Below are 21,069 nucleotides of genomic sequence, written 5' to 3'. Positions count from 1 at the left end.
CTCATCCATCATTCAGCAATTCGAAGATCATTTTTCAGGTAAGGAACTGCCTGATATCGGTCAATTTCATTTAATCAGAATGAGTGAAGCTCAGCCTTTGGAAAAACGGGTGCTGATGGAGAAACATCTGATCAGCCCGAATTTAACGGAATCTCCTTTTGGCGGCTGTCTGCTTTCTGAAAATGAAGAAGTCAGCATTATGTTAAATGAAGAAGATCATATCAGAATTCAATGCCTCTTCCCCGGCTTCCAGCTTCTCAATGCCATAAAAGCGGCAAACCAGGTTGATGACTGGATTGAGGAGAAAGTGGATTACGCCTTTGGAGAGAAGAGAGGGTACTTAACAAGCTGTCCTACAAATGTAGGGACGGGACTAAGGGCTTCAGTCATGATGCATTTGCCGGGCCTTGTATTAACTAGGCAAATGAATCGAATTATCCCGGCAATTAACCAATTAGGCTTAGTTGTTAGAGGAATTTACGGTGAAGGCAGCGAAGCATTAGGAAATATCTTTCAAATTTCAAATCAAATCACACTCGGAAAATCAGAACAGGACATTGTAGATGATTTAAACAGTGTGGCTGCCCAGCTGATTGAGCAGGAACGTTCAGCCCGAGAAGCGCTTTACCAAACTTCGAAAATTGAATTGGAGGACCGGGTATTCAGATCTTACGGCGTTTTATCGAACTGCCGTATGATTGAATCAAAGGAAACGGCGAAATGCCTTTCTGACGTTCGGCTGGGGATAGACCTTGGGATCATCAAAGGGCTATCAAGCAATATACTTAATGAACTGATGATTTTGACACAGCCGGGTTTTCTCCAGCAATATTCGGGCGGTGCATTACGGCCGAACGAAAGAGACGCGAGAAGAGCGGCTCTTATCAGGGAAAGGCTGCATTTAGAAATGAGTGCAAATAGACAGGAGGATGATTCGATATGATGTTTGGAAGGTTTACAGAGCGAGCTCAAAAGGTATTGGCACTGGCACAGGAGGAAGCACTGCGCTTAGGCCATACAAATATCGGAACTGAACATATACTATTAGGGTTAGTCCGTGAAGGTGAAGGGATCGCATTTAAAGCTTTAGAAGCTCTTGGCCTTAATTCAGATAAAATGCAGAAAGAAGTGGAAAGTTTGATCGGTCGAGGGCAGGAAAGTGCCACCTCTGTTCCTCATTACACACCTCGAGCCAAAAAGGTAATAGAGCTATCAATGGATGAAGCCAGAAAGCTAGGACATTCTTATGTGGGAACAGAACACATACTTCTCGGATTGATCCGTGAAGGAGAAGGCGTGGCGGCGAGAGTTCTGAATAATCTCGGTGTCAGCTTAAATAAAGCGAGACAGCAAGTGCTGCAGCTTCTGGGAAGCAATGAGACGGGGTCTTCTGCATCCGGTGCCAACAGCAATGCAAACACGCCGACGCTTGACAGTCTGGCGCGTGATTTAACTGCGATTGCGAAGGAAGACAGTCTTGATCCGGTTATCGGGCGAAGCAAAGAAATTCAGCGTGTTATTGAGGTATTAAGCCGCAGAACGAAAAATAATCCCGTTCTTATCGGAGAACCGGGTGTAGGTAAAACTGCGATTGCTGAAGGCCTCGCACAGCAGATCATCAATAATGAAGTGCCGGAAATTTTACGTGATAAACGCGTAATGACGTTAGACATGGGTACGGTTGTAGCCGGTACGAAATACCGCGGAGAATTTGAAGACCGCTTGAAAAAAGTAATGGATGAAATACGTCAGGCCGGCAATATTATTTTATTCATTGACGAACTGCATACACTGATCGGAGCGGGGGGAGCAGAAGGTGCGATTGATGCATCGAATATCTTAAAACCTTCACTGGCCCGCGGAGAGCTTCAATGCATCGGTGCCACAACGCTTGATGAATACCGTAAATATATCGAAAAAGACGCGGCTCTCGAGCGCCGTTTCCAGCCGATTCAAGTGGATCAGCCGTCAGCCGATGAAAGCATTCAAATTTTAAAAGGGCTCCGTGACCGCTATGAAGCGCATCACCGCGTATCCATTACCGATGAAGCGATCGAAGCCGCGGTTAAATTGTCCGACCGTTATATTTCTGACCGCTTCCTTCCGGATAAAGCGATCGATTTAATTGATGAAGCCGGTTCAAAAGTGCGTCTCCGTTCTTTCACAACGCCTCCGAACTTAAAAGAGCTTGAGCAGAAACTCGATGAAGTTCGCAAGGAAAAAGACGCTGCCGTTCAGAGCCAGGAGTTTGAAAAAGCGGCTTCCCTTCGTGATACGGAGCAGCGCCTGAGAGAACAGGTGGAAGACACGAAAAAAACCTGGAAAGAAAAACAAGGCCAGGAGAACTCCGAAGTTTCTGTAGAGGATATCGCGATGGTTGTATCCAGCTGGACCGGGGTGCCCGTATCTAAAATTGCCCAAACGGAAACAGATAAGCTTCTCAATATGGAAAGCATTCTGCATTCCCGCGTCATCGGCCAGGATGAAGCCGTTGTAGCCGTGGCAAAGGCTGTCAGACGTGCAAGAGCCGGACTGAAGGACCCGAAACGTCCGATTGGTTCATTCATCTTCTTAGGCCCTACAGGCGTTGGGAAGACAGAGCTGGCAAGAGCGCTGGCGGAATCCATTTTCGGTGATGAGGAAGCGATGATCAGAGTGGATATGTCCGAATACATGGAGAAACACTCGACTTCACGTCTTGTCGGTTCTCCTCCGGGATATGTCGGCTATGATGAAGGCGGCCAGCTGACAGAAAAAGTGAGAAGAAAACCTTACTCTGTCGTATTGCTTGATGAAATTGAAAAAGCGCACCCTGATGTGTTTAACATTCTCCTGCAAGTGCTTGAAGACGGACGCTTGACTGATTCAAAAGGACGCACTGTGGATTTCCGCAACACGATCCTGATTATGACGTCAAACGTCGGGGCGAGCGAGCTGAAGCGCAACAAATATGTAGGCTTCAATGTCCAGGATGAATCACAAAACCATAAAGACATGAAAGACAAAGTCATGGGAGAGCTGAAGCGTGCCTTCAGACCTGAGTTTATCAACCGGATTGACGAAATTATCGTCTTCCACTCCCTTGAGAAAAAACATCTTACAGACATCGTGTCGCTTATGTCTGATCAGTTAACAAAACGTCTGAAAGAACAAGATCTCTCTATCGAGCTGACGGATGCTGCCAAAGCAAAAGTAGCAGAAGAGGGCGTCGATTTGGAATACGGCGCACGTCCGTTAAGAAGAGCGATTCAAAAGCATGTGGAGGACCGATTATCAGAAGAACTCCTCAGAGGCAATATTGATAAAGGCCAGCACATTGTTCTTGATGTTGAGGACGGCGAATTTGTCGTAAAAACAACTGCTAAAACGGATGCTTAAAATGTTATTAAATTAAATATGAGAAGACGTGCAGCTAATCTTGCACGTCTTTTTTAAAAGGTAAAGTTATTATTAAGTGTTAGATCGTTAGCACAAGGTTAAAGTGTGTGAACATATGAAACCATCAGTCAGTAAATAGGAAGCGAGGGATAGAAGCACTAATCTAAAAATAGAATTTTGTGATAATTGTTGCGATTTAATTGGGAATATATTATAATTTTCTTGTATCAAATTACAGGGAGGTAAAAATATGTCAGAAAAGCAGATTGAAAGAACCATTAGAGCATGGAAAGATCCTGAATTTAGAAAAACTTTATCGGATGTAGCAGATCATCCATCTGGGTCTATTGAAGCTCGCCAATTATCAATGCTTGGTAGTGAGGATAATGTTAACCCTATGACAACCCCAGTTAGTCCTGCACCAACTGTAGTTATTCGAGTAAGTTTGAAAGTCTGTCCTACATTTAAAATAAAATGTAAAGTTTAAAACTTACTTAAAAAGAGGGCTCGTGGAGTCCTCTTTTTTGAGAGGAGAATGTTCATATGTCTAATTTATTTGATGAATTCAAAAATGGTTCATATATAAGTGAGAGAATTCCGGATAGAGGTATCAAAATCATCCATGACCAATATGAAAAATGGGTATTAACTTCAGGTTTAAAAAAAGAAGTATTTGAAGAGAAAATAGAGAAATATTATAAGGGTTTCAACATTTTTAGTAAGATAATTTCTTCCAGATGTGATTTTGAAATTAGTGATAGATTGTGGATAGATAGGTTAAATGAAATTTTTAAAGAAACTTGTAAATATAATGGTAACCATTCCTATAAACAATCAGTTTTTTACTACTTTACTTATCCATTTTTAGATTGGGCATTACGAAAAATAGACTTTGAATTCAAACATATCTTCGACTATAGTTACATTAACGCGGTAAAGTTACGTGATTCTTTAATAAACGCAATACAAGAAAACCTGGATTCACTAGTTTCAAGAACTCTTATACTTGATCTAAATATTGAAAGGTTAAAAGGAAACTTAGTTGGAAAAACCTCAGATGAAAGGTATCATTCCTATTCAAAAAAATTTTTAGAGAGTCCAAAAGAAATCTTAAAAGTATTGAAAGAGTATTCAGTTTTAGCGAGATTGATTGTAAGCTCTGTTGAAAAAAATATAAATAATTTTAAAGAGACCTTATCCCGTTACATTAGTGATAGACGTGATCTTATAGAGAAAAAGTTCATTTCAGATAGCATTCTTGTTTCTTTAAATAAGGGATTGGGTGATGATCATAATAATGGTAGAAGTATAATGTGTTTAAAATTTGATAACGGTCATAAACTCATCTATAAACCAAGATCATTACATATGGATAAGAAATTTGAAGAACTTATTACATGGATTAATCAAAAAAATTTTCAACCTGAATTAAAATATGCTAAGTCAATTGATAAAAAGAGCTACGGATGGCAGAAATTTATTAATTATAGAGCATGTAATAAAGAAAAAGACATCGAATTATTTTATGAACGGCAAGGTGCATATACTGCCTTATTATATATACTTAATGCTACAGATTTCCATTTGGAAAACATGATTGCCCATTCTGCTTACCCTATTTTAGTTGACCTTGAATCGCTCTTCCAAAATAAGATTGAACATAAAAGTTATAATGGAGTTGATGAATTAGCTTGGGATAAAATTAATAATTCAGTGATTTTAACAGGGATGTTACCTGTTAGTAATTATACAGGTGTTGAATTTGATTTAAGTGGAATTGGAGGAAGTGGAAACCAAGAACTTCCTTTTGAGTCGTTTGATTTTCAAAATGTTGGAACAGATAATATGAAGCTTGTTAAAACAAAACAGGAGTATAAAGGTTCTCAAAATCAACCACTTACTTCAAATGACGCGATTCAGCCTAGTAAATACATAAACTCAATTATTAAGGGCTTTACATCCTTATATAATTTGTTTAAAGAAAACAAAAAAGAACTCTTAAATGAAGATGGGCCTATTGAAGCTTTTAAAGACGTACATTTTAGATTTATTTATCGGAATACAGCGACTTATGCTGAGTTCTTAGAATGGAGTTTACATCCTGATTATTTAATGAACGGTTTAGATAGAAGTCTGCTTTTTGAAAATATATGGAATAAGAAATATCTTCAAAATTTAGATATTATATTCAGTGAATATAATGATTTATTAAACCATGATATACCTTACTTTTACGCAGGTATTAATTCAAAAGACCTAATTACATCAAGAGGAGAAAGAATTTCACAGTTTTTTGAGAAAGAGTCTTTAACTATAGTAAAAGAAAGAATAAAACAACTTAGTACAAAGGATTGCAAGCATCAAATTGAATTTATAAGACAGTGTTTTTCTAATTTAAGCGAAACCCAATCCAATTTAAAACACAGCGAGAATTTAGAAAAAAGCGTAGGTAAAACTCTTCCAGAATTAATAGGTGATTTTCTTATAAGCAAGTCCATCAAAGACATTGATAATAATTTTGTAACTTTTATTTCAAAAAAACAAATAGATAGTGAAAAGTTCATATTATCTCCGATAGATGAAAGTTTGTATGAGGGCCTTTTAGGCATCGGTTTATTTTTTCTTTACTTAAATAGACAATATAATAAAGATGAATATAAAAATATGGCACTGAGGTGTATAAATAGTGCGAAAATTAAAATTCACGAGAACGAAAATATTTCAGCGTTTTATGGATTATGCTCATACTTATATGTTCTTAACCATTACATTTACTTTTTTCCTGAAAAAAAGAGAGAATTTGCTGAAGATATAAAGATGATTCTTAATAAACTTGATTCTTTTAAAGATAATTATAATAATGAACTTGATTTTATAGGTGGTTATGCAGGATCTATCATTGTTCTATTGAATATCTACTGTACATTACGTATAGAAGATGCACTGAGTTTGGCAAAATCTTTTGGTAACTTTGTTCTTGAGTATATAGACAGTAGTATTGAAAGCGATGAGTTTAAAATGCTTACAGGAATTTCTCATGGTGCCTCGGGTATCGCTTTAGCTCTAAAAAAGCTTGAAAACGTTACCGGAGATAAGATCTATGAAAATTACATCAATATGTTAATAGAATACGAGGATTACTATTATTCAAAAGAAAAGAAAAATTGGAGAGATTTAAGGAATCTAAATAATGAATATCAAAATTTCTGGTGCCATGGAGCACCTGGCATCTTATTAGCTAGAAGTAATATGAATATAAATTTTGACGGAGCAGAACAAAAAATAATAATAGATAAGTTATTATCTAAAAAATATAAAGATATAACTCTATGTCATGGGAAGTTAGGAGTTCAATTGATAATTTTGGAATTAGCAAAAAAACAAAATAATCAAACGTTAATTCATTTAGTATCTGATACTATAGAGGAAATAGAAAGGTCTCTGAATTTAAATAGTATTAAACAAAAATTTGAACTAGACTTTGGATTAATGACAGGAGCTGCAGGAGTAGGATATGCCCTACTTTATGGAAATGACTTTTTAGGTATGCCGAACATCCTGACCTTAGAGCAACCTATATTGTAGGCCTTCTATATTTAGAAGGCTTACAAAATTCAAATTTGTGGTGATATTGTGAAACAAGTTTACAAGTTATTAAAGGTTATAGAATTACCGAAATATGTATTGATGATATGTTTACTATTGAGTTTACTGGAGACAGCATTTAGCTTATCAATACCACTTCTTACAAGGGAGTTGGTGGATAGTTTTTCAAAAGGTCTTGATTTTACTAAGATTATTGTTTTAACTCTAGTATTGCTATTCCAAACCTTTCTTTCAGGTATTTTATTGTATCTCTTGAACCGTATTGGACAAAAAGTAGTCAAATCTATACGGGTGAAGGGTATCGAAAAAATATTCACTTTTAATATGGGGTTTTTTGAGAAAAACAAATCTGGGGATATTATAAGCAAAATAACTAATGATACCTTAATTATTAAAGACTTCTTTGGAAGCGATTTAATATCTTTTATATCTGGTATTATAGCTGTTATTGGTTCGGTAATAATATTGATAGTTTTGGATTGGAGATTAACTTTAGTTTTAATTGTATCAATACCTTTAATATCATTATTTTTATTACCAATGGGAGGAAAAGTTCTTTCGATATCCCAAAGACAACAACATTATGTGGGATCTTTAACATCTTTTTTGAACCGAGTTTTGGATAATATTAAATTAATAAAGATATCCAATACAGAAAGCCTTGAAGAAAAAAAAGGTATTGAAAATGCTACACACATCTATAGAGAGTCAATAAAAGAAGCGAAAATTTTTTCTATATTAACGCCACTGATTAGTTTAGTTTTAATGCTGATTATTGTTAGTATAATTATGTATGGGGGTTATAGAGTTTCATCACATACTTTAACAAGCGGGGATTTGATGGCGTTTATAATGTATTTGATTCAAATAATAATTCCTGTGAGTTCTATTGGGGAGTTTTTTGTTACTTATAAAAAGTCTTTAGGAGCAATTAACAGAGTTAATGATCTAATATTCAGTAAAGAAGTAGAAAAAAAAGAAGGGCTGAAATACAGCGAACCTAACACCAACATACTTTTTAAAAATGTAAGTTTTAGCTATAACGAGGAGAAGGAAACTTTAAAAGACATATCCTTTAGTTTGAAACCAGGTACAGTTACAGCTTTAGTTGGCCCCAGCGGAGCAGGAAAAACCACTATATTTTCCCTGTTAGAGCGTTTATACGAGCCCAAAAATGGAGGGATTTTTTTAAATAATAAATTAATTTCTGAATATGAATTACAAGAGTGGAGAAAACAAATTGGTTATGTAACTCAGGAGACTCCAATAATCGATGGAACCATACTAGACAATATATTATACGGAACAAAGGGTGATTTTACAAAGGAACAAATAGATAGTGTTCTTGAAAGAACGTATTTAAAAAAAGATGTTGGAGGTTTCTCTAAGGGAATACACACTGAAGTTGGAGAAAAGGGGATGAAATTGTCTGCTGGACAAAGACAAAGAATTGCAATAGCTCGGGTAATTCTTAGAGATCCCAAACTATTATTGTTGGATGAAGCAACATCGAATCTAGATAGTCATTCAGAGGAAATAATTAAAAAAACTCTAGACTATTTAATGGGGGAGAAAACTAGTTTGGTTATTGCGCATAGATTATCTACAATATTATCTGCGGACAATATCATTATACTAGAAAATGGTCGTGTTTCTGGGTCGGGTACTCATAAAGATCTATATGAAATGCATCCTTTATATAAAAGGTTAGTAGATTTACAGTTTGACCTATCGGAGGTTAAGTAGATTTAATGAAAACTATAGAGTTAATACAAAACGCTGATTTATATCAAAAGTGGGGATGGGCTGTAGATTTAGTAACAGACAATGGGAAAACCTTTTATTCTGAAAAAGGGAGTCAAGATGTTAAAATAGCAATTATAGATAGCGGTATTGATACGGATCATCCAGATTTAAAAGAGAACATTCTTTTGGAAAAAGCAATGTCTTTTATAGACGATTCAATTGATGATAAAATTGGTCATGGTACTCAAATTGCTGGAATCATTGCAGCTAATGGAAGGTTATTAGGAATCGGTCCTGAGTTAAAAATTATCCCATATAAAGTTATAAGGGATAAGTCTTCAAGTGCAAGTTTTGTATTACAAGCTCTCTATAAGGCATATGATGAAAATGTAGATATAATTAACTTAAGTTTAGGGGCATATAATGCTCTAAAAAACCAGAAAGATTTAGTTGAAATAAGAGAATATAATAAAATTGTTAAGAAACTGTTGGATATGAATACATTTATAGTATCATCCATTGGAAACGATCAACGGAAAGTTTTCAAGTATAATTCAGAATATAAGACGGGCGATTTATATATAATGCCTGCTTCTCTAGACGGTGTTGTAGGTGTAGCCTCTGTAAAGAAAAATATGGATTTAGTTAATTACTCTAATTATGGAGATTGCATAACTATATGTGGCTACGGGGGGGAGTTAGGAGACTCTTGGAATACAAATAAAATTTTTGATATAAGGCAAATGGTTTTAACCACATTTCCGTTAGCTAAAGAACCTTCTGTTATCGGAAAAGCATTGGATCTACCAAGAGGTTATGACCTAACTTATGGAACAAGCATCGCAACTGCTCAAGTTACAGCCACAATAGGATTAATTTTATCAAAATTAAAAAAGAATAAAAAGAAATATGAATTTGAAGATGTATTAAAGCTCCTTATAAGAGGAGCTGTTTCAAACTCTCAAAACTTTAAAGAGGTAAATGAAGCGGGAACTCGAATTGTAAATGCATACAATAGTTTAATGCTTATCGATAACTATTGAATATAATGAAACTACAGATCATTATTCTGTCGTAAAAACAATACACAGCACGAACTTTTTAAAGACATACATATATTACGGTATGTCTTAATTTTATAGTAAGAGGAAGATTCATATATGGCTAAACCAAAAACAAAATTCATCTGCCACTCATGCGGTTATGAATCCGCAAAATGGATGGGAAAGTGCCCGGGCTGCGGGGCTTGGAATACAATGGTGGAAGAAACCATAAAAAAAGCGCCGGCGAATCGGCGGGCGGCTTTCTCCCACTCCGTTCAAACCGTCCAGAAACCATCACCCATTACATCAATTGAAACATCAGAAGAACCCCGCGTTCAAACAAAGCTCGAAGAATTCAACAGAGTGCTTGGCGGCGGCGTTGTGAAAGGCTCGTTAGTATTGATCGGCGGCGATCCCGGGATCGGAAAATCCACGCTCCTTCTCCAAGTATCCGCACAATTAGCAGATACGGCCGGCAGCGTGCTTTACATTTCAGGGGAAGAATCCGTGAAGCAAACGAAGCTGCGCGCCGACAGACTTGGCATCAACAGCCAAATGTTACATGTTTTATCTGAAACCGATATGGAGTATATTTCGTCTGCTATACAAGAGATGAAACCCGCATTTGTTGTCGTAGACTCCATTCAGACCGTTTACCAAAGTGATATCACCTCGGCTCCCGGCAGTGTATCACAAGTAAGAGAGTGTACGGCCGAATTGATGAAAATCGCGAAAACAAACGGCATACCTATTTTTATCGTCGGACACGTCACAAAAGAAGGATCGATCGCAGGGCCGAGATTGCTTGAGCACATGGTCGATACCGTTCTATACTTTGAAGGAGAGCGGCATCATACATTCCGTATTTTGCGGGCCGTAAAAAACCGTTTCGGCTCAACAAATGAAATGGGCATCTTTGAAATGCGGGAAGAGGGGCTTACGGAAGTGCTCAACCCTTCTGAAATTTTCTTGGAAGAGCGTTCTGCCGGGGCATCGGGTTCGAGTATCGTTGCGTCAATGGAAGGAACGAGACCGATTCTGGTTGAAATCCAGGCGCTCATATCACCGACCAGTTTTGGAAATCCGCGCCGCATGGCTACAGGCATTGACCACAACAGGGTATCGTTAATTATGGCTGTGCTTGAGAAGCGGGTGGGTCTTTTGCTTCAAAATCAAGATGCATATTTAAAAGTCGCCGGCGGGGTCAAACTGGATGAACCGGCGATTGATTTGGCAGTAGCCGTCAGCATTGCCTCAAGCTTCAGAGATACACCGCCGAATCCCGCAGATTGCTTTATCGGTGAAGTGGGACTGACAGGAGAAGTCCGCAGGGTGTCAAGAATCGAACAGCGCGTAAAAGAAGCGGCAAAACTCGGCTTCAAGCGCATGATCATACCTGAGGCGAATGCAGATGGGTGGACAATACCAAAAGGGATTGAGGTTGTCGGAGTAGCAAATGTTGCAGAAGCGCTTCGTACTTCATTAGGAGGATCATAATAGATGGAAAAAGAGAAAAAAGGGGCGAAACAAGAGCTTGACCTGTCTGCAATTCTGCAGTTCGTTGCACCGGGCACCCCGCTCAGAGCCGGGATAGAGAATGTACTTCGGGCAAATACAGGCGGCCTGATTGTTGTCGGATACAATGATAAGGTAAAGCAAGTCGTCGATGGCGGTTTTCATATTAATACATCATTTGCGCCCGCTCACTTATACGAGCTGGCCAAAATGGACGGTGCCATTATTTTAAGTGATTCCGGCCAGAAAATTCTTTATGCGAATACGCAGCTTATGCCGGAGGCGACCATTTCTTCTTCAGAAACGGGAATGAGGCACCGTACGGCGGAACGGGTGGCGAAGCAGACCGGCTGTCTCGTCATCGCCATTTCTGAGCGCAGAAATGTCATTACGTTATATCAGGACAGCATGAAGTACACACTAAAGGACATAGGTTTTATTTTAACAAAGGCAAATCAGGCCATTCAAACGCTCGAGAAGTATAAAACCATTTTAGACAAAACAATTACGGCTCTAAACGCATTAGAGTTTGAGGAGCTTGTGACATTCAGTGACGTGCTGTCTGTCATGCATCGGTATGAAATGGTGCTCCGAATAAAAAATGAAATCAATATGTATATTAAAGAACTCGGAACGGAAGGCCACTTAATCCGTCTGCAGGTGATTGAACTGATTACGGACATGGAAGAAGAGGCGGCACTTTTCATCAAAGACTATGTCAAAGAAAAAATCAAAGATCCGTTCGTGCTGTTAAAAGAGCTCCAGGATATGTCCAGCTATGATCTGCTGGATGATTCCATTCTGTTTAAACTGCTTGGATACCCGGCTTCTACGAATCTTGATGATTATGTGCTCCCGAGAGGCTACAGGCTGCTGAACAAAATTCCGCGTCTGCCGATGCCGATTGTTGAAAATGTGGTTGAGGCGTTCGGATTTTTGCCAAGCATAACGGAAGCCACTGTAGAAGAGCTTGATGATGTCGAGGGTATCGGCGAAGTGCGCGCCCAAAAAATCAAAAAAGGCTTAAAACGCCTTCAGGAAAAACACTATATAGATAGACAGCTTTAAGTATCGCTTAAACCTGTCGGAATCCGGGTATATTATTGTTAGTTTTTGTTTATTCTGAATTTGTAGGCTCTGACAGTCTGCTGAAAAAATGCTACTTAAAAGGAGGTGGAGGTATGTTAAAACGAATAGTTCAGGCGTTCTTCATTATTGTGGGCGGCGTTGTCGGTATCTTTTTAATACCTGAATTGTTTGTGCTGTCAAATATACAGGACATACCTTTAATAACAAACGCATATACGTCTGCTGCAATTGGTGCTATTATCTTTTTTCTCATCAGTATATGGACGACAGAATATGTGATTAATTGGGTAAAATGGATTGAAGATTCTTTGCTGAGAGCTCCGGTGCCGGATCTGTTATTCGGGAGTCTCGGATTGGTTTTTGGACTTATCATCGCATATCTCATTGTAAACGTGATTCCGCTGGACAATATTCCGTACCGTATATTCAGCACCATCATTCCGGTCTTTCTGGCTTTCTTTCTCGGTTATCTGGGCTTCCAAGTCGGATTTAAGAAAAAGGATGAACTGATCAGTCTTTTCTCCATTTCTGCAAGAATGCAGAAGAAAAAGGGAAGTGCTGATGAGGAGCAGGAAGAACAGGATAAAAGGCTGAAAATCTTGGATACAAGTGTTATTATTGATGGGAGAATTGCAGATATTTGTCAGACGGGCTTTTTAGAAGGCGTCATTGTCATTCCTCAATTTGTGCTGGAGGAATTACAGCATATCGCTGATTCTTCAGATGTTTTAAAACGTAACAGAGGACGCCGCGGACTGGATATCTTGAATCGCATTCAAAAGGAACTGGATATTACGGTTGAAATTTATGAAGGCGACTTCGAAGACATTCAGGAGGTTGACAGCAAGCTTGTCAAACTTGCGAAGCTGACATCCGGTGTCGTTGTGACGAATGATTTTAATTTAAATAAAGTATGCGAGCTTCAAAAGGTTGCGGTACTGAATATTAATGACCTTGCAAACGCGGTGAAGCCGGTTGTGCTTCCGGGCGAAGAGATGAATGTGCAGGTGATTAAGGACGGGAAAGAGCATAATCAAGGTGTGGCTTACTTAGATGACGGCACAATGATTGTTGTGGAAGAAGGCCGCAATTATATAGGGAAACATATTGATGTGCTCGTAACCAGCGTACTGCAGACAGCGGCGGGACGAATGATTTTTGCCAAGCCCAAGCTGCTTGAGAAAGCTCTTTAAGAGGGAGTTCATATGGAGTATGTTGTCGTTATTCCGGCTGCCGGACAAGGAAAACGGATGAAGGCCGGGAAAAATAAGCTGTTCATCAGCTTAAAAGGTGCGCCCGTTATTATACACACACTGCGGGTTTTTGAAAGCCACGCACCCTGTCAGAAAATAATCCTGGTGATAAACGAGAGTGAACGGGAAGATTTTCGCCAGCTGCTGGCCCAATTTCCGATTCAGACGGAAATTGAGCTTGTTACCGGAGGTGCGGAGCGTCAGCACAGTGTATACGAAGGACTGAAAGTGATTGATAAGGAATCGGTCGTGCTTGTTCATGACGGAGCGCGCCCGTTTGTCACACATCAGCATATCGATAAGCTCGTTGAAACAGCAGAGGAGGCGGGAGCGGCTGTCCTGGCTGTTCCTGTGAAAGACACGATAAAACGGGCGGAAGGCTCCCGGGCTGCGGAGACCTTTGATCGTTCAAGCTTGTGGGCCGTTCAAACGCCGCAAGCTTTTCGTCTTTCTTTATTGAAGACGGCGCATATGGAAGCGGAAAACAAAGGCTTCTTAGGTACGGATGACGCCAGCCTCGTCGAGCGTCTTGATGGATATCAGGTGAGTATCGTTGAAGGCAGCTATACCAATATTAAGCTGACAACGCCGGATGACCTGATATTTGCGGAAGCAATCATGAAAGCGGAAAGTGGGAATCATAATGTTTAGAATCGGACAAGGATTTGATGTGCATCAATTAACGGAAGGCCGTCCGCTCATCATCGGCGGAATTGAAATTCCTTATGAAAAGGGACTGCTCGGACATTCAGATGCTGATGTATTGCTGCATACAGTCGCAGACGCGTGTCTTGGAGCGGCAGGTGAAGGAGATATCGGCAAGCATTTCCCGGATACTGATCCGGAATTCAAGGATGCGGATTCTTTTAAGCTGCTTCAGCATGTCTGGAACATTGTAAAAGAAAAAGGGTACGTACTCGGAAATATAGACTGCACGATTATTGCGCAAAAGCCGAAAATGGCGCCGCATATTGATGCTATGAGAAAACGGATAGCGGAAGGCCTTGAGGCGGACGTCTCTCAAGTAAACGTAAAAGCGACGACGACTGAAAAGCTCGGGTTTACCGGAAGAGCCGAAGGAATTGCCGCTCAGGCAACCGTTCTGATTCAAAAAGCCTGATCATTGTTTTGATGCCGGGTCTATTTGGTGGTAGAATAGATACATATATTCGGCTAGAGGCTATAGACGAGATGAAAGGAAGTATTTGAACATGGGAAATGAAGTACGCGTTCGTTATGCACCGAGTCCGACCGGACATTTGCATATCGGTAACGCCAGAACGGCGCTTTTTAACTATTTATTTGCCCGCAGCCAAGGCGGAAAGTTTATTATCCGGATTGAGGATACGGACAAAAAGCGAAATATTGAAGGCGGAGAGCAAAGTCAGCTTAACTATTTGAAATGGCTCGGCATGGACTGGGATGAAAGTGTGGATGTCGGCGGTGAATACGGCCCGTACCGCCAGTCTGAACGTAACGACATTTACAAAGAGTACTATGAAGAGCTTCTTGAAAAAGGGCTTGCTTATAAATGTTTCTGTACAGAAGAAGAACTTGAAAAAGAACGTGAAGAGCAAATCGCCCGCGGGGAAATGCCGCGCTATTCCGGCAAACACAGAAACCTGACTCAGGAAGAGCAGGAGCAGTTTTTAGCCGAAGGCAGACAGCCGAGCATCCGTTTCCGCGTGCCGGAAGGGAAAATCATCGCATTTAACGATATCGTAAAAGGCGAGATTTCTTTTGAATCAGACGGCATCGGCGACTTTGTCATCGTCAAAAAAGACGGAACACCGACGTATAACTTTGCCGTCGCGATTGACGATTACTTAATGAAAATGACGCACGTGCTCCGCGGTGAGGATCACATTTCAAATACACCGAAACAGATCATGATTTTCCAGGCATTCGGCTGGGATATTCCTGTCTTCGGACATATGACGCTTATCGTAAACGAAAGCCGCAAAAAATTAAGTAAACGTGATGAATCAATTATCCAGTTTATTGAGCAGTATGATGAGCTGGGTTACCTGCCTGAAGCGCTGTTTAACTTTATCGGACTTCTCGGCTGGTCTCCCGTCGGTGAAGAAGAGCTTTTCACAAGAGAACAATTCATTGAAATTTTTGATGTAAATCGTTTGTCTAAGTCACCGGCTCTGTTTGATATGCATAAACTGAAATGGGTCAACAACCAATACGTCAAAGCGCTGGATCTTGATCAAGTGGTTGAGCTGACCCTGCCGCACCTGCAAAAAGCAGGAAAAGTCGGCACTGAGCTTTCTGCCGAAGAACAGGAATGGGTTCGTAAATTAATCTCTCTTTACCATGAGCAATTGAGCTACGGCGCTGAAATTGTCGAGCTTACTGATTTGTTCTTTAAAGATGAGATCGAGTATAATCAAGAGGCAAAAGCCGTTCTGGAAGAAGAACAGGTGCCTGAAGTGCTCAGCGTATTTGCTGCGAAGCTTGAAGAGCTTGAAGAATTTACGCCTGAGCTGATCAAAGCCTCAATCAAAGCTGTTCAGAAAGAAACAGGCCATAAAGGCAAAAAGCTGTTCATGCCGATTCGTGTAGCGGTTACCGGTCAGACACACGGTCCGGAGCTTCCGCAGGCCATTGAGCTGATCGGCAGAGAAACAGCCGTCAGACGCCTGAAAAGCATTTAAATATACGATTGTTGACAGGGAAGAGTATAAAACAATGACCATTACAGAAAGAATCTTCATCGGCTGAGAGAGATTCATGCGTCATGTTTTAGAAGTGCGCCCTTAAGACCTTTGAAGAACATTTCTGCGGAAATCAGTATTTAAAGGCGGCCGCCGCCGTTACCGGCTTTTAAGTTGGGAAAACAGTGACTTGTTTTTCAAACAGAGTGGAACCGCGCGGTAAAAGCGTCTCTGTCATGTTTACATGCAGAGGCGCTTTTTTTTATAGGCGGAAAAACAGACTGGAGCGGGGAGAGAATGGGGGGAAGCATGTGTTTTTTAAAATGCTAAAAGAAGACATAGATACAGTGTTCGATCAAGATCCGGCAGCAAGAAGCTATTTCGAAGTTGTTTTAACTTATTCTGGTTTACATGCTATATGGGCGCATCGGATTGCACATGCTTTATATAAACGGAGATTTTTCTTCCTGGCGCGCCTGATATCACAGATTGCCCGTTTCTTTACCGGAATTGAAATCCATCCCGGCGCGACCATCGGGAGAAGGTTTTTCATTGACCACGGTATGGGGGTCGTCATAGGGGAAACATGTGAAATCGGCAATAACGTGACGGTATTCCAAGGTGTCACTCTCGGGGGAACGGGAAAAGAAAAGGGGAAGCGGCATCCGACCATAAAAGATGATGCTTTAATTGCAACCGGAGCGAAGGTGCTCGGCTCTATTACGGTCGGGCAGGGTTCTAAAGTAGGGGCCGGCTCCGTTGTGCTTCGTGATGTTCCCGACTTTTCGACCGTTGTCGGCATACCGGGGAAAGTCGTCATTCAGAACGGAAGAAAAATCAAACGCGATCTCAATCACCAAGACTTGCCCGATCCGGTTGCTGACCGGTTTAGAGCATTGGAGCAGCAGATTTTTGAACTGCAGGCTGAACTGGAAGATAAAAAAGAAAGGATCAACCAAAAATGACCATTACACTTTATAATACATTGACACGGAAAAAGGAAACATTCGTTCCTCTTGAGGAAGGCAAAGTAAAAATGTACGTGTGCGGACCGACTGTATACAACTATATTCATATCGGAAACGCCCGTCCGGCGATTGTGTATGATACCGTACGCAACTATTTGGAGTATAAAGGATACGATGTTCAATACGTATCGAATTTCACCGATGTTGACGACAAACTGATTAAGGCGGCCAACGAGCTCGGCGAGGACGTCCCGACCGTTTCTGAACGGTTCATTAAAGCGTATTTTGAAGACGTGGGCGCCCTCGGATGCCGGAAAGCGGATCTTCACCCCCGGGTCATGGAAAACATGGACGCCATTATTGAATTTGTCAGCGAGCTGATTAAAAAAGGCTACGCTTATGAATCAGAAGGCGACGTCTATTTCAAAACAAGGGCCTTCGAAGGCTACGGCAAGCTATCTCAGCAATCCATTGATGAACTCAGATCAGGCGCGCGTATCCGTGTCGGCGAGAAGAAAGAGGATGCGCTGGACTTTGCGCTTTGGAAAGCTGCTAAGGACGGAGAAATTTCATGGGATAGCCCTTGGGGAAAAGGCCGCCCGGGCTGGCATATTGAATGCTCCGCAATGGTGAAAAAGTATTTGGGTGACGAAATCGATATTCACGCCGGCGGTCAGGACCTGACATTCCCGCACCATGAAAACGAAATCGCGCAATCTGAAGCATTAACAGGCAAGACATTCGCAAAATACTGGCTTCACAACGGATATATCAATATCGATAATGAGAAAATGTCAAAATCGCTCGGCAACTTTGTTTTGGTGCACGATATCATTAAGCAATATGACCCGCAGCTTTTGAGATTTTTCATGCTGTCCGTTCATTACCGCCACCCGATCAACTATTCGGAAGAGCTGCTTGAGAAAACAAAAAACGCGTTTAACCGCCTCAAGACGGCATACAGTAATTTAAACCATCGTTTGATTAGCAGCACGAATCTGACTGACAATGATGAGGAATGGCTCGCTAAAATCGAAGAGCACCGCACTGCGTTTGAAGAAGCAATGGATGATGATTTTAATACGGCGAATGCGATTTCCGTTTGGTTTGATCTGGCGAAGCTCGCCAATTACTACATGCAGGAAGACAATACGGCGGATCACGTCATTAAAGCCTTTATCAGCATGTTTGACAGAATCGGATCTGTTCTCGGACTTACGCTCGGCGAAGAAGAGCTTGTCGACGAAGAGATTGAAGAGTTGATTGAGAAGAGAAATGAAGCCCGCCGCAATCGCGATTTCGCTTTGTCAGACCAGATTCGCGATCAGCTGAAAAGCATGAATATCATTCTTGAAGATACAGCCCAGGGAACTCGCTGGAAGCGGGGAGAATAAGCGGATGCTTCAATTTGAACAAATCAAAGATTCAAAGCAGTTAAACGGTCTTGCGCTTGCTTATATGGGTGATGCCATTTTTGAAATATACGTCCGGCATCACCTGCTTAAGCAGGGCTTTACGAAACCGAATGACCTTCATAAGAAGGCGAGCCGGATTGTATCGGCAAAATCACAGGCAGACATATTGTTCCGCCTTCAGGACGAATCCTTTTTCACGGAGGAAGAGGAAGCCGTGCTGAGAAGAGGCAGAAACGCGAAATCAGGGACGACGCCTAAAAACACAGATGTACAGACGTACCGCCATAGTACAGCTTTTGAGGCTTTACTCGGATACCTTTTTCTTGAGAAAAGAGAAGAAAGACTGAATCAGCTGATTGCTGAGGCTATACAAGTCGGGACGTCAGGGAGGAAAACAAATGAGTCAGCAACATGATTACGTCATAGGAAAAAACGCTGTGATTGAGACGTTAAAGTCAGATCGCAAGCTGTATAAGTTATGGATGGCGGAAAACACAGTAAAAGGACAGGCGCAGCAAGTTATGGAGCTTGCTAAAAAGCGCGGCGTCACCATTCAATTTGTACCGAGGAAAAAACTCGATCAGATGGTGGAGGGGCAGCATCAGGGTGTTGTCGCCCAGGTGGCGGCATATGAATATGCACAATTAGACGAATTATATAAAAGAGCGGAAGAGAGAAACGAACAGCCTTTCTTTCTCATATTGGACGAGCTGGAAGACCCTCATAATCTCGGTTCCATCATGAGAACGGCTGACGCTGTCGGTGCACACGGCATTGTGATTCCGAAACGCAGAGCGGTCGGACTGACATCGACGGTCGCAAAAGCTTCGACCGGTGCGATTGAACACATTCCCGTCGTGAAGGTGACCAACCTTGCCCGGACACTTGATGAAATGAAGGAGCGGGGGATTTGGGTCGTCGGAACGGATGCATCCGCCCGGGAAGACTACCGCTCTATGGACGGCAAGATGCCTTTGGCGCTCGTTATCGGAAGCGAAGGCAGAGGAATGGGCCGGCTTGTGAAAGAGAAATGTGATTTTCTCATTAAACTTCCGATGGCCGGAAAAGTCACGTCTCTGAATGCGTCGGTAGCGGCCGGCCTTCTCATGTATGAAGTCTACCGGAAGCGCAATCCTTTAGGGGAATAAAGACAGATGGACATCCTGTTAGTAGACGGATACAACATGATTGGAGCTTGGCCGCAGCTAAAGGATTTAAAAGCGAACAGTTTTGAAGAAGCGAGAGATGTACTGATCCAGAAGATGGCGGAATATCAGTCCTACACGGGAATCAGAGTCATTGTGGTGTTTGACGCACATCTGGTAAAAGGCATAGAGAAAAAACAAACGAATCACAGAGTCGAAGTGATTTTTACACGGGAGAATGAGACGGCGGATGAGCGGATCGAGAAGCTTGCCCAGGCGTTGAATAATATTGCGACACAGATTCATGTCGCAACCTCCGATTATACGGAGCAGTGGGCGATTTTCGGACAAGGGGCTCTCCGTAAATCCGCCCGGGAGCTTCTGAGGGAAGTGGATACGATAGAACGGCGGATTCAAAGGCGGGTTTCAAAGATCACTTCTGAAAAACCACCGGGTAAAATCGAGCTGTCCGAAGAGGTTTTGAAAACGTTTGAAAAGTGGCGCCGAGGCGGTCTGGATTAGGTTGACGCTTTTTCGCCCATTAATGTATAATATTTCTATCTACGTGCGCCGGGGGGATCGCAGTGAATCTACAGAACAGCAAGGGAAAGTTCAACAAAGTGCAATTTTGCCAGTTGGAGGACGAGCAGGTCATTGAAAAGGTTCATGTTGGGGATAGTGATGCGTTAGATTACTTGATTACGAAGTACCGTAATTTTGTACGGGCGAAAGCAAGGTCTTATTTTTTAATAGGGGCCGACAGAGAAGATATTGTACAGGAAGGGATGATAGGCTTATATAAGTCTATCCGAGACTTTAGAGAAGACAAGCTTACTTCATTTAAAGCTTTTGCAGAATTATGCATTACCCGCCAGATTATTACCGCAATAAAGACAGCTACCCGTCAGAAACACATTCCTTTAAATTCCTATGTTTCTTTAGACAAACCTATTTTTGATGAAGAATCTGACAGAACACTGCTTGATGTCATTTCAGGCGCTAAAACGTTAAATCCTGAAGAGATGATTATTAATCAGGAAGAATTTGATGATATCGAAATGAAAATGGGAGAACTGCTGAGCGATCTGGAGAGAAAGGTGCTTGTTCTGTACTTGGACGGAAGAAGTTACCAGGAAATTTCAGATGATTTAAACCGACACGTAAAATCAATCGATAATGCCCTGCAGCGCGTGAAGCGCAAGCTTGAAAAGTATTTGGAAATAAGAGAAATCAGTCTGTAGCGGGTTT

The 21,069-nt window shown here is 41.2% G+C and carries 18 protein-coding genes and 1 other annotated feature (1 of these 19 running past the window's edge); all 18 genes read left to right on the top strand.

Translation table 11 applies throughout. The features are described 5' to 3' along the window. Positions 1-943 carry the 3' portion of a protein-arginine kinase McsB gene (locus tag C5I45_RS19055; RefSeq protein WP_003156398.1) on the top strand. 149 nt of this gene lie to the left of the window's left edge, so only the last 943 of its 1,092 coding nucleotides appear in the window; its start codon lies off the left edge, out of view; the stop codon is at positions 941-943. Continuing rightward, positions 940-3,378, top strand: coding sequence for an ATP-dependent protease ATP-binding subunit ClpC (clpC, locus tag C5I45_RS19050; protein WP_058906512.1), 2,439 nt, complete (start codon positions 940-942; stop codon positions 3,376-3,378). The genes C5I45_RS19055 and clpC overlap by 4 nt, the downstream gene beginning before the upstream one ends. Positions 3,379-3,628: 250 nt before the next feature. After that, positions 3,629-3,865, top strand: coding sequence for a mersacidin/lichenicidin family type 2 lantibiotic (locus tag C5I45_RS19045; RefSeq protein WP_052587026.1), 237 nt, complete (start codon positions 3,629-3,631; stop codon positions 3,863-3,865). Between the two features lie 56 nt (positions 3,866-3,921). Continuing rightward, positions 3,922-6,963 carry a type 2 lanthipeptide synthetase LanM family protein gene (locus C5I45_RS19040; protein ID WP_107994573.1) on the top strand — a complete coding sequence of 1,014 codons (3,042 nt, stop codon included), beginning with the start codon at positions 3,922-3,924 and terminating at the stop codon, positions 6,961-6,963. A gap of 48 nt (positions 6,964-7,011) precedes the next feature. Beyond that, positions 7,012-8,730 (top strand): ABC transporter ATP-binding protein, encoded by a 1,719-nt coding sequence (locus C5I45_RS19035; protein WP_052587031.1) that lies wholly within the window; start codon positions 7,012-7,014, stop codon positions 8,728-8,730. A 5-nt stretch (positions 8,731-8,735) separates the two neighbouring features. Beyond that, on the top strand, positions 8,736-9,773 hold the full coding sequence (locus C5I45_RS19030; RefSeq protein ID WP_052587033.1) for a S8 family serine peptidase: 1,038 nt from the start codon (positions 8,736-8,738) through the stop codon (positions 9,771-9,773). 117 nt (positions 9,774-9,890) lie between these two features. Continuing rightward, entirely contained in the window at positions 9,891-11,270 is a 1,380-nt protein-coding gene (gene radA, locus C5I45_RS19025; protein ID WP_032858168.1) for a DNA repair protein RadA, read from the top strand. Between the two features lie 3 nt (positions 11,271-11,273). Beyond that, complete coding sequence (gene disA / locus C5I45_RS19020; RefSeq protein ID WP_003156401.1) at positions 11,274-12,356, top strand: DNA integrity scanning diadenylate cyclase DisA; 1,083 nt, start codon at positions 11,274-11,276, stop codon at positions 12,354-12,356. A gap of 113 nt (positions 12,357-12,469) precedes the next feature. Next, positions 12,470-13,570: a PIN/TRAM domain-containing protein gene (locus C5I45_RS19015; RefSeq protein ID WP_003156403.1), complete on the top strand. Its 1,101-nt coding sequence runs from the start codon at positions 12,470-12,472 to the stop codon at positions 13,568-13,570. Between the two features lie 12 nt (positions 13,571-13,582). Then, positions 13,583-14,281, top strand: a complete 699-nt coding sequence (ispD, locus tag C5I45_RS19010) for a 2-C-methyl-D-erythritol 4-phosphate cytidylyltransferase (RefSeq protein WP_003156405.1) — start codon at positions 13,583-13,585, stop codon at positions 14,279-14,281. Further along, positions 14,274-14,750, top strand: a complete 477-nt coding sequence (gene ispF / locus C5I45_RS19005; RefSeq protein WP_003156407.1) for a 2-C-methyl-D-erythritol 2,4-cyclodiphosphate synthase — start codon at positions 14,274-14,276, stop codon at positions 14,748-14,750. Before ispD ends, ispF begins: the two co-directional genes overlap by 8 nt. Before the next feature lie 91 nt (positions 14,751-14,841). Further along, a complete protein-coding gene (gene gltX / locus C5I45_RS19000) occupies positions 14,842-16,293 on the top strand; it encodes a glutamate--tRNA ligase (RefSeq protein WP_015388783.1) in 1,452 nt (483 codons plus the stop codon). Positions 16,294-16,295: 2 nt separating this feature from the next. Continuing rightward, positions 16,296-16,529 (top strand) — a binding site (T-box leader). A gap of 75 nt (positions 16,530-16,604) precedes the next feature. Beyond that, positions 16,605-17,258 carry a serine O-acetyltransferase gene (gene cysE, locus C5I45_RS18990; RefSeq protein ID WP_003156410.1) on the top strand — a complete coding sequence of 218 codons (654 nt, stop codon included), beginning with the start codon at positions 16,605-16,607 and terminating at the stop codon, positions 17,256-17,258. After that, positions 17,255-18,655 (top strand): cysteine--tRNA ligase, encoded by a 1,401-nt coding sequence (gene cysS / locus C5I45_RS18985; protein WP_003156411.1) that lies wholly within the window; start codon positions 17,255-17,257, stop codon positions 18,653-18,655. Before cysE ends, cysS begins: the two co-directional genes overlap by 4 nt. Positions 18,656-18,659: 4 nt before the next feature. After that, a complete protein-coding gene (locus tag C5I45_RS18980; protein ID WP_003156412.1) occupies positions 18,660-19,091 on the top strand; it encodes a Mini-ribonuclease 3 in 432 nt (143 codons plus the stop codon). After that, positions 19,075-19,824 carry a 23S rRNA (guanosine(2251)-2'-O)-methyltransferase RlmB gene (rlmB, locus tag C5I45_RS18975; protein ID WP_003156413.1) on the top strand — a complete coding sequence of 250 codons (750 nt, stop codon included), beginning with the start codon at positions 19,075-19,077 and terminating at the stop codon, positions 19,822-19,824. Before C5I45_RS18980 ends, rlmB begins: the two co-directional genes overlap by 17 nt. Positions 19,825-19,830: 6 nt before the next feature. Then, positions 19,831-20,343 carry a ribosome-dependent mRNA decay endonuclease Rae1/YacP gene (rae1, locus tag C5I45_RS18970; protein WP_003156414.1) on the top strand — a complete coding sequence of 171 codons (513 nt, stop codon included), beginning with the start codon at positions 19,831-19,833 and terminating at the stop codon, positions 20,341-20,343. A 62-nt stretch (positions 20,344-20,405) separates the two neighbouring features. Then, a complete protein-coding gene (sigH, locus tag C5I45_RS18965; RefSeq protein WP_003156415.1) occupies positions 20,406-21,062 on the top strand; it encodes an RNA polymerase sporulation sigma factor SigH in 657 nt (218 codons plus the stop codon). Positions 21,063-21,069: the final 7 nt, after the last annotated feature.

This window comes from Bacillus sp. ZY-1-1, from assembly GCF_003047165.1.
In the GTDB taxonomy this organism is placed as follows: domain Bacteria; phylum Bacillota; class Bacilli; order Bacillales; family Bacillaceae; genus Bacillus; species Bacillus velezensis.
This window is presented reverse-complemented; position numbering and strand designations above follow the sequence as displayed.

Excerpts from the sequence above, each read along its gene's own strand:
- clpC (WP_058906512.1), top strand. The coding sequence starts at position 940 with ATGATGTTTGGAAGGTTTACAGAGCGAGCTCAAAAGGTATTGGCACTG.
- C5I45_RS19045 (WP_052587026.1), top strand. The coding sequence starts at position 3,629 with ATGTCAGAAAAGCAGATTGAAAGAACCATTAGAGCATGGAAAGATCCT.
- C5I45_RS19040 (WP_107994573.1), top strand. The coding sequence starts at position 3,922 with ATGTCTAATTTATTTGATGAATTCAAAAATGGTTCATATATAAGTGAG.
- C5I45_RS19030 (WP_052587033.1), top strand. The coding sequence starts at position 8,736 with ATGAAAACTATAGAGTTAATACAAAACGCTGATTTATATCAAAAGTGG.
- radA (WP_032858168.1), top strand. The coding sequence starts at position 9,891 with ATGGCTAAACCAAAAACAAAATTCATCTGCCACTCATGCGGTTATGAA.
- disA (WP_003156401.1), top strand. The coding sequence starts at position 11,274 with ATGGAAAAAGAGAAAAAAGGGGCGAAACAAGAGCTTGACCTGTCTGCA.
- C5I45_RS19015 (WP_003156403.1), top strand. The coding sequence starts at position 12,470 with ATGTTAAAACGAATAGTTCAGGCGTTCTTCATTATTGTGGGCGGCGTT.
- ispD (WP_003156405.1), top strand. The coding sequence starts at position 13,583 with ATGGAGTATGTTGTCGTTATTCCGGCTGCCGGACAAGGAAAACGGATG.
- ispF (WP_003156407.1), top strand. The coding sequence starts at position 14,274 with ATGTTTAGAATCGGACAAGGATTTGATGTGCATCAATTAACGGAAGGC.
- gltX (WP_015388783.1), top strand. The coding sequence starts at position 14,842 with ATGGGAAATGAAGTACGCGTTCGTTATGCACCGAGTCCGACCGGACAT.
- cysS (WP_003156411.1), top strand. The coding sequence starts at position 17,255 with ATGACCATTACACTTTATAATACATTGACACGGAAAAAGGAAACATTC.
- C5I45_RS18980 (WP_003156412.1), top strand. The coding sequence starts at position 18,660 with ATGCTTCAATTTGAACAAATCAAAGATTCAAAGCAGTTAAACGGTCTT.
- rlmB (WP_003156413.1), top strand. The coding sequence starts at position 19,075 with ATGAGTCAGCAACATGATTACGTCATAGGAAAAAACGCTGTGATTGAG.
- rae1 (WP_003156414.1), top strand. The coding sequence starts at position 19,831 with ATGGACATCCTGTTAGTAGACGGATACAACATGATTGGAGCTTGGCCG.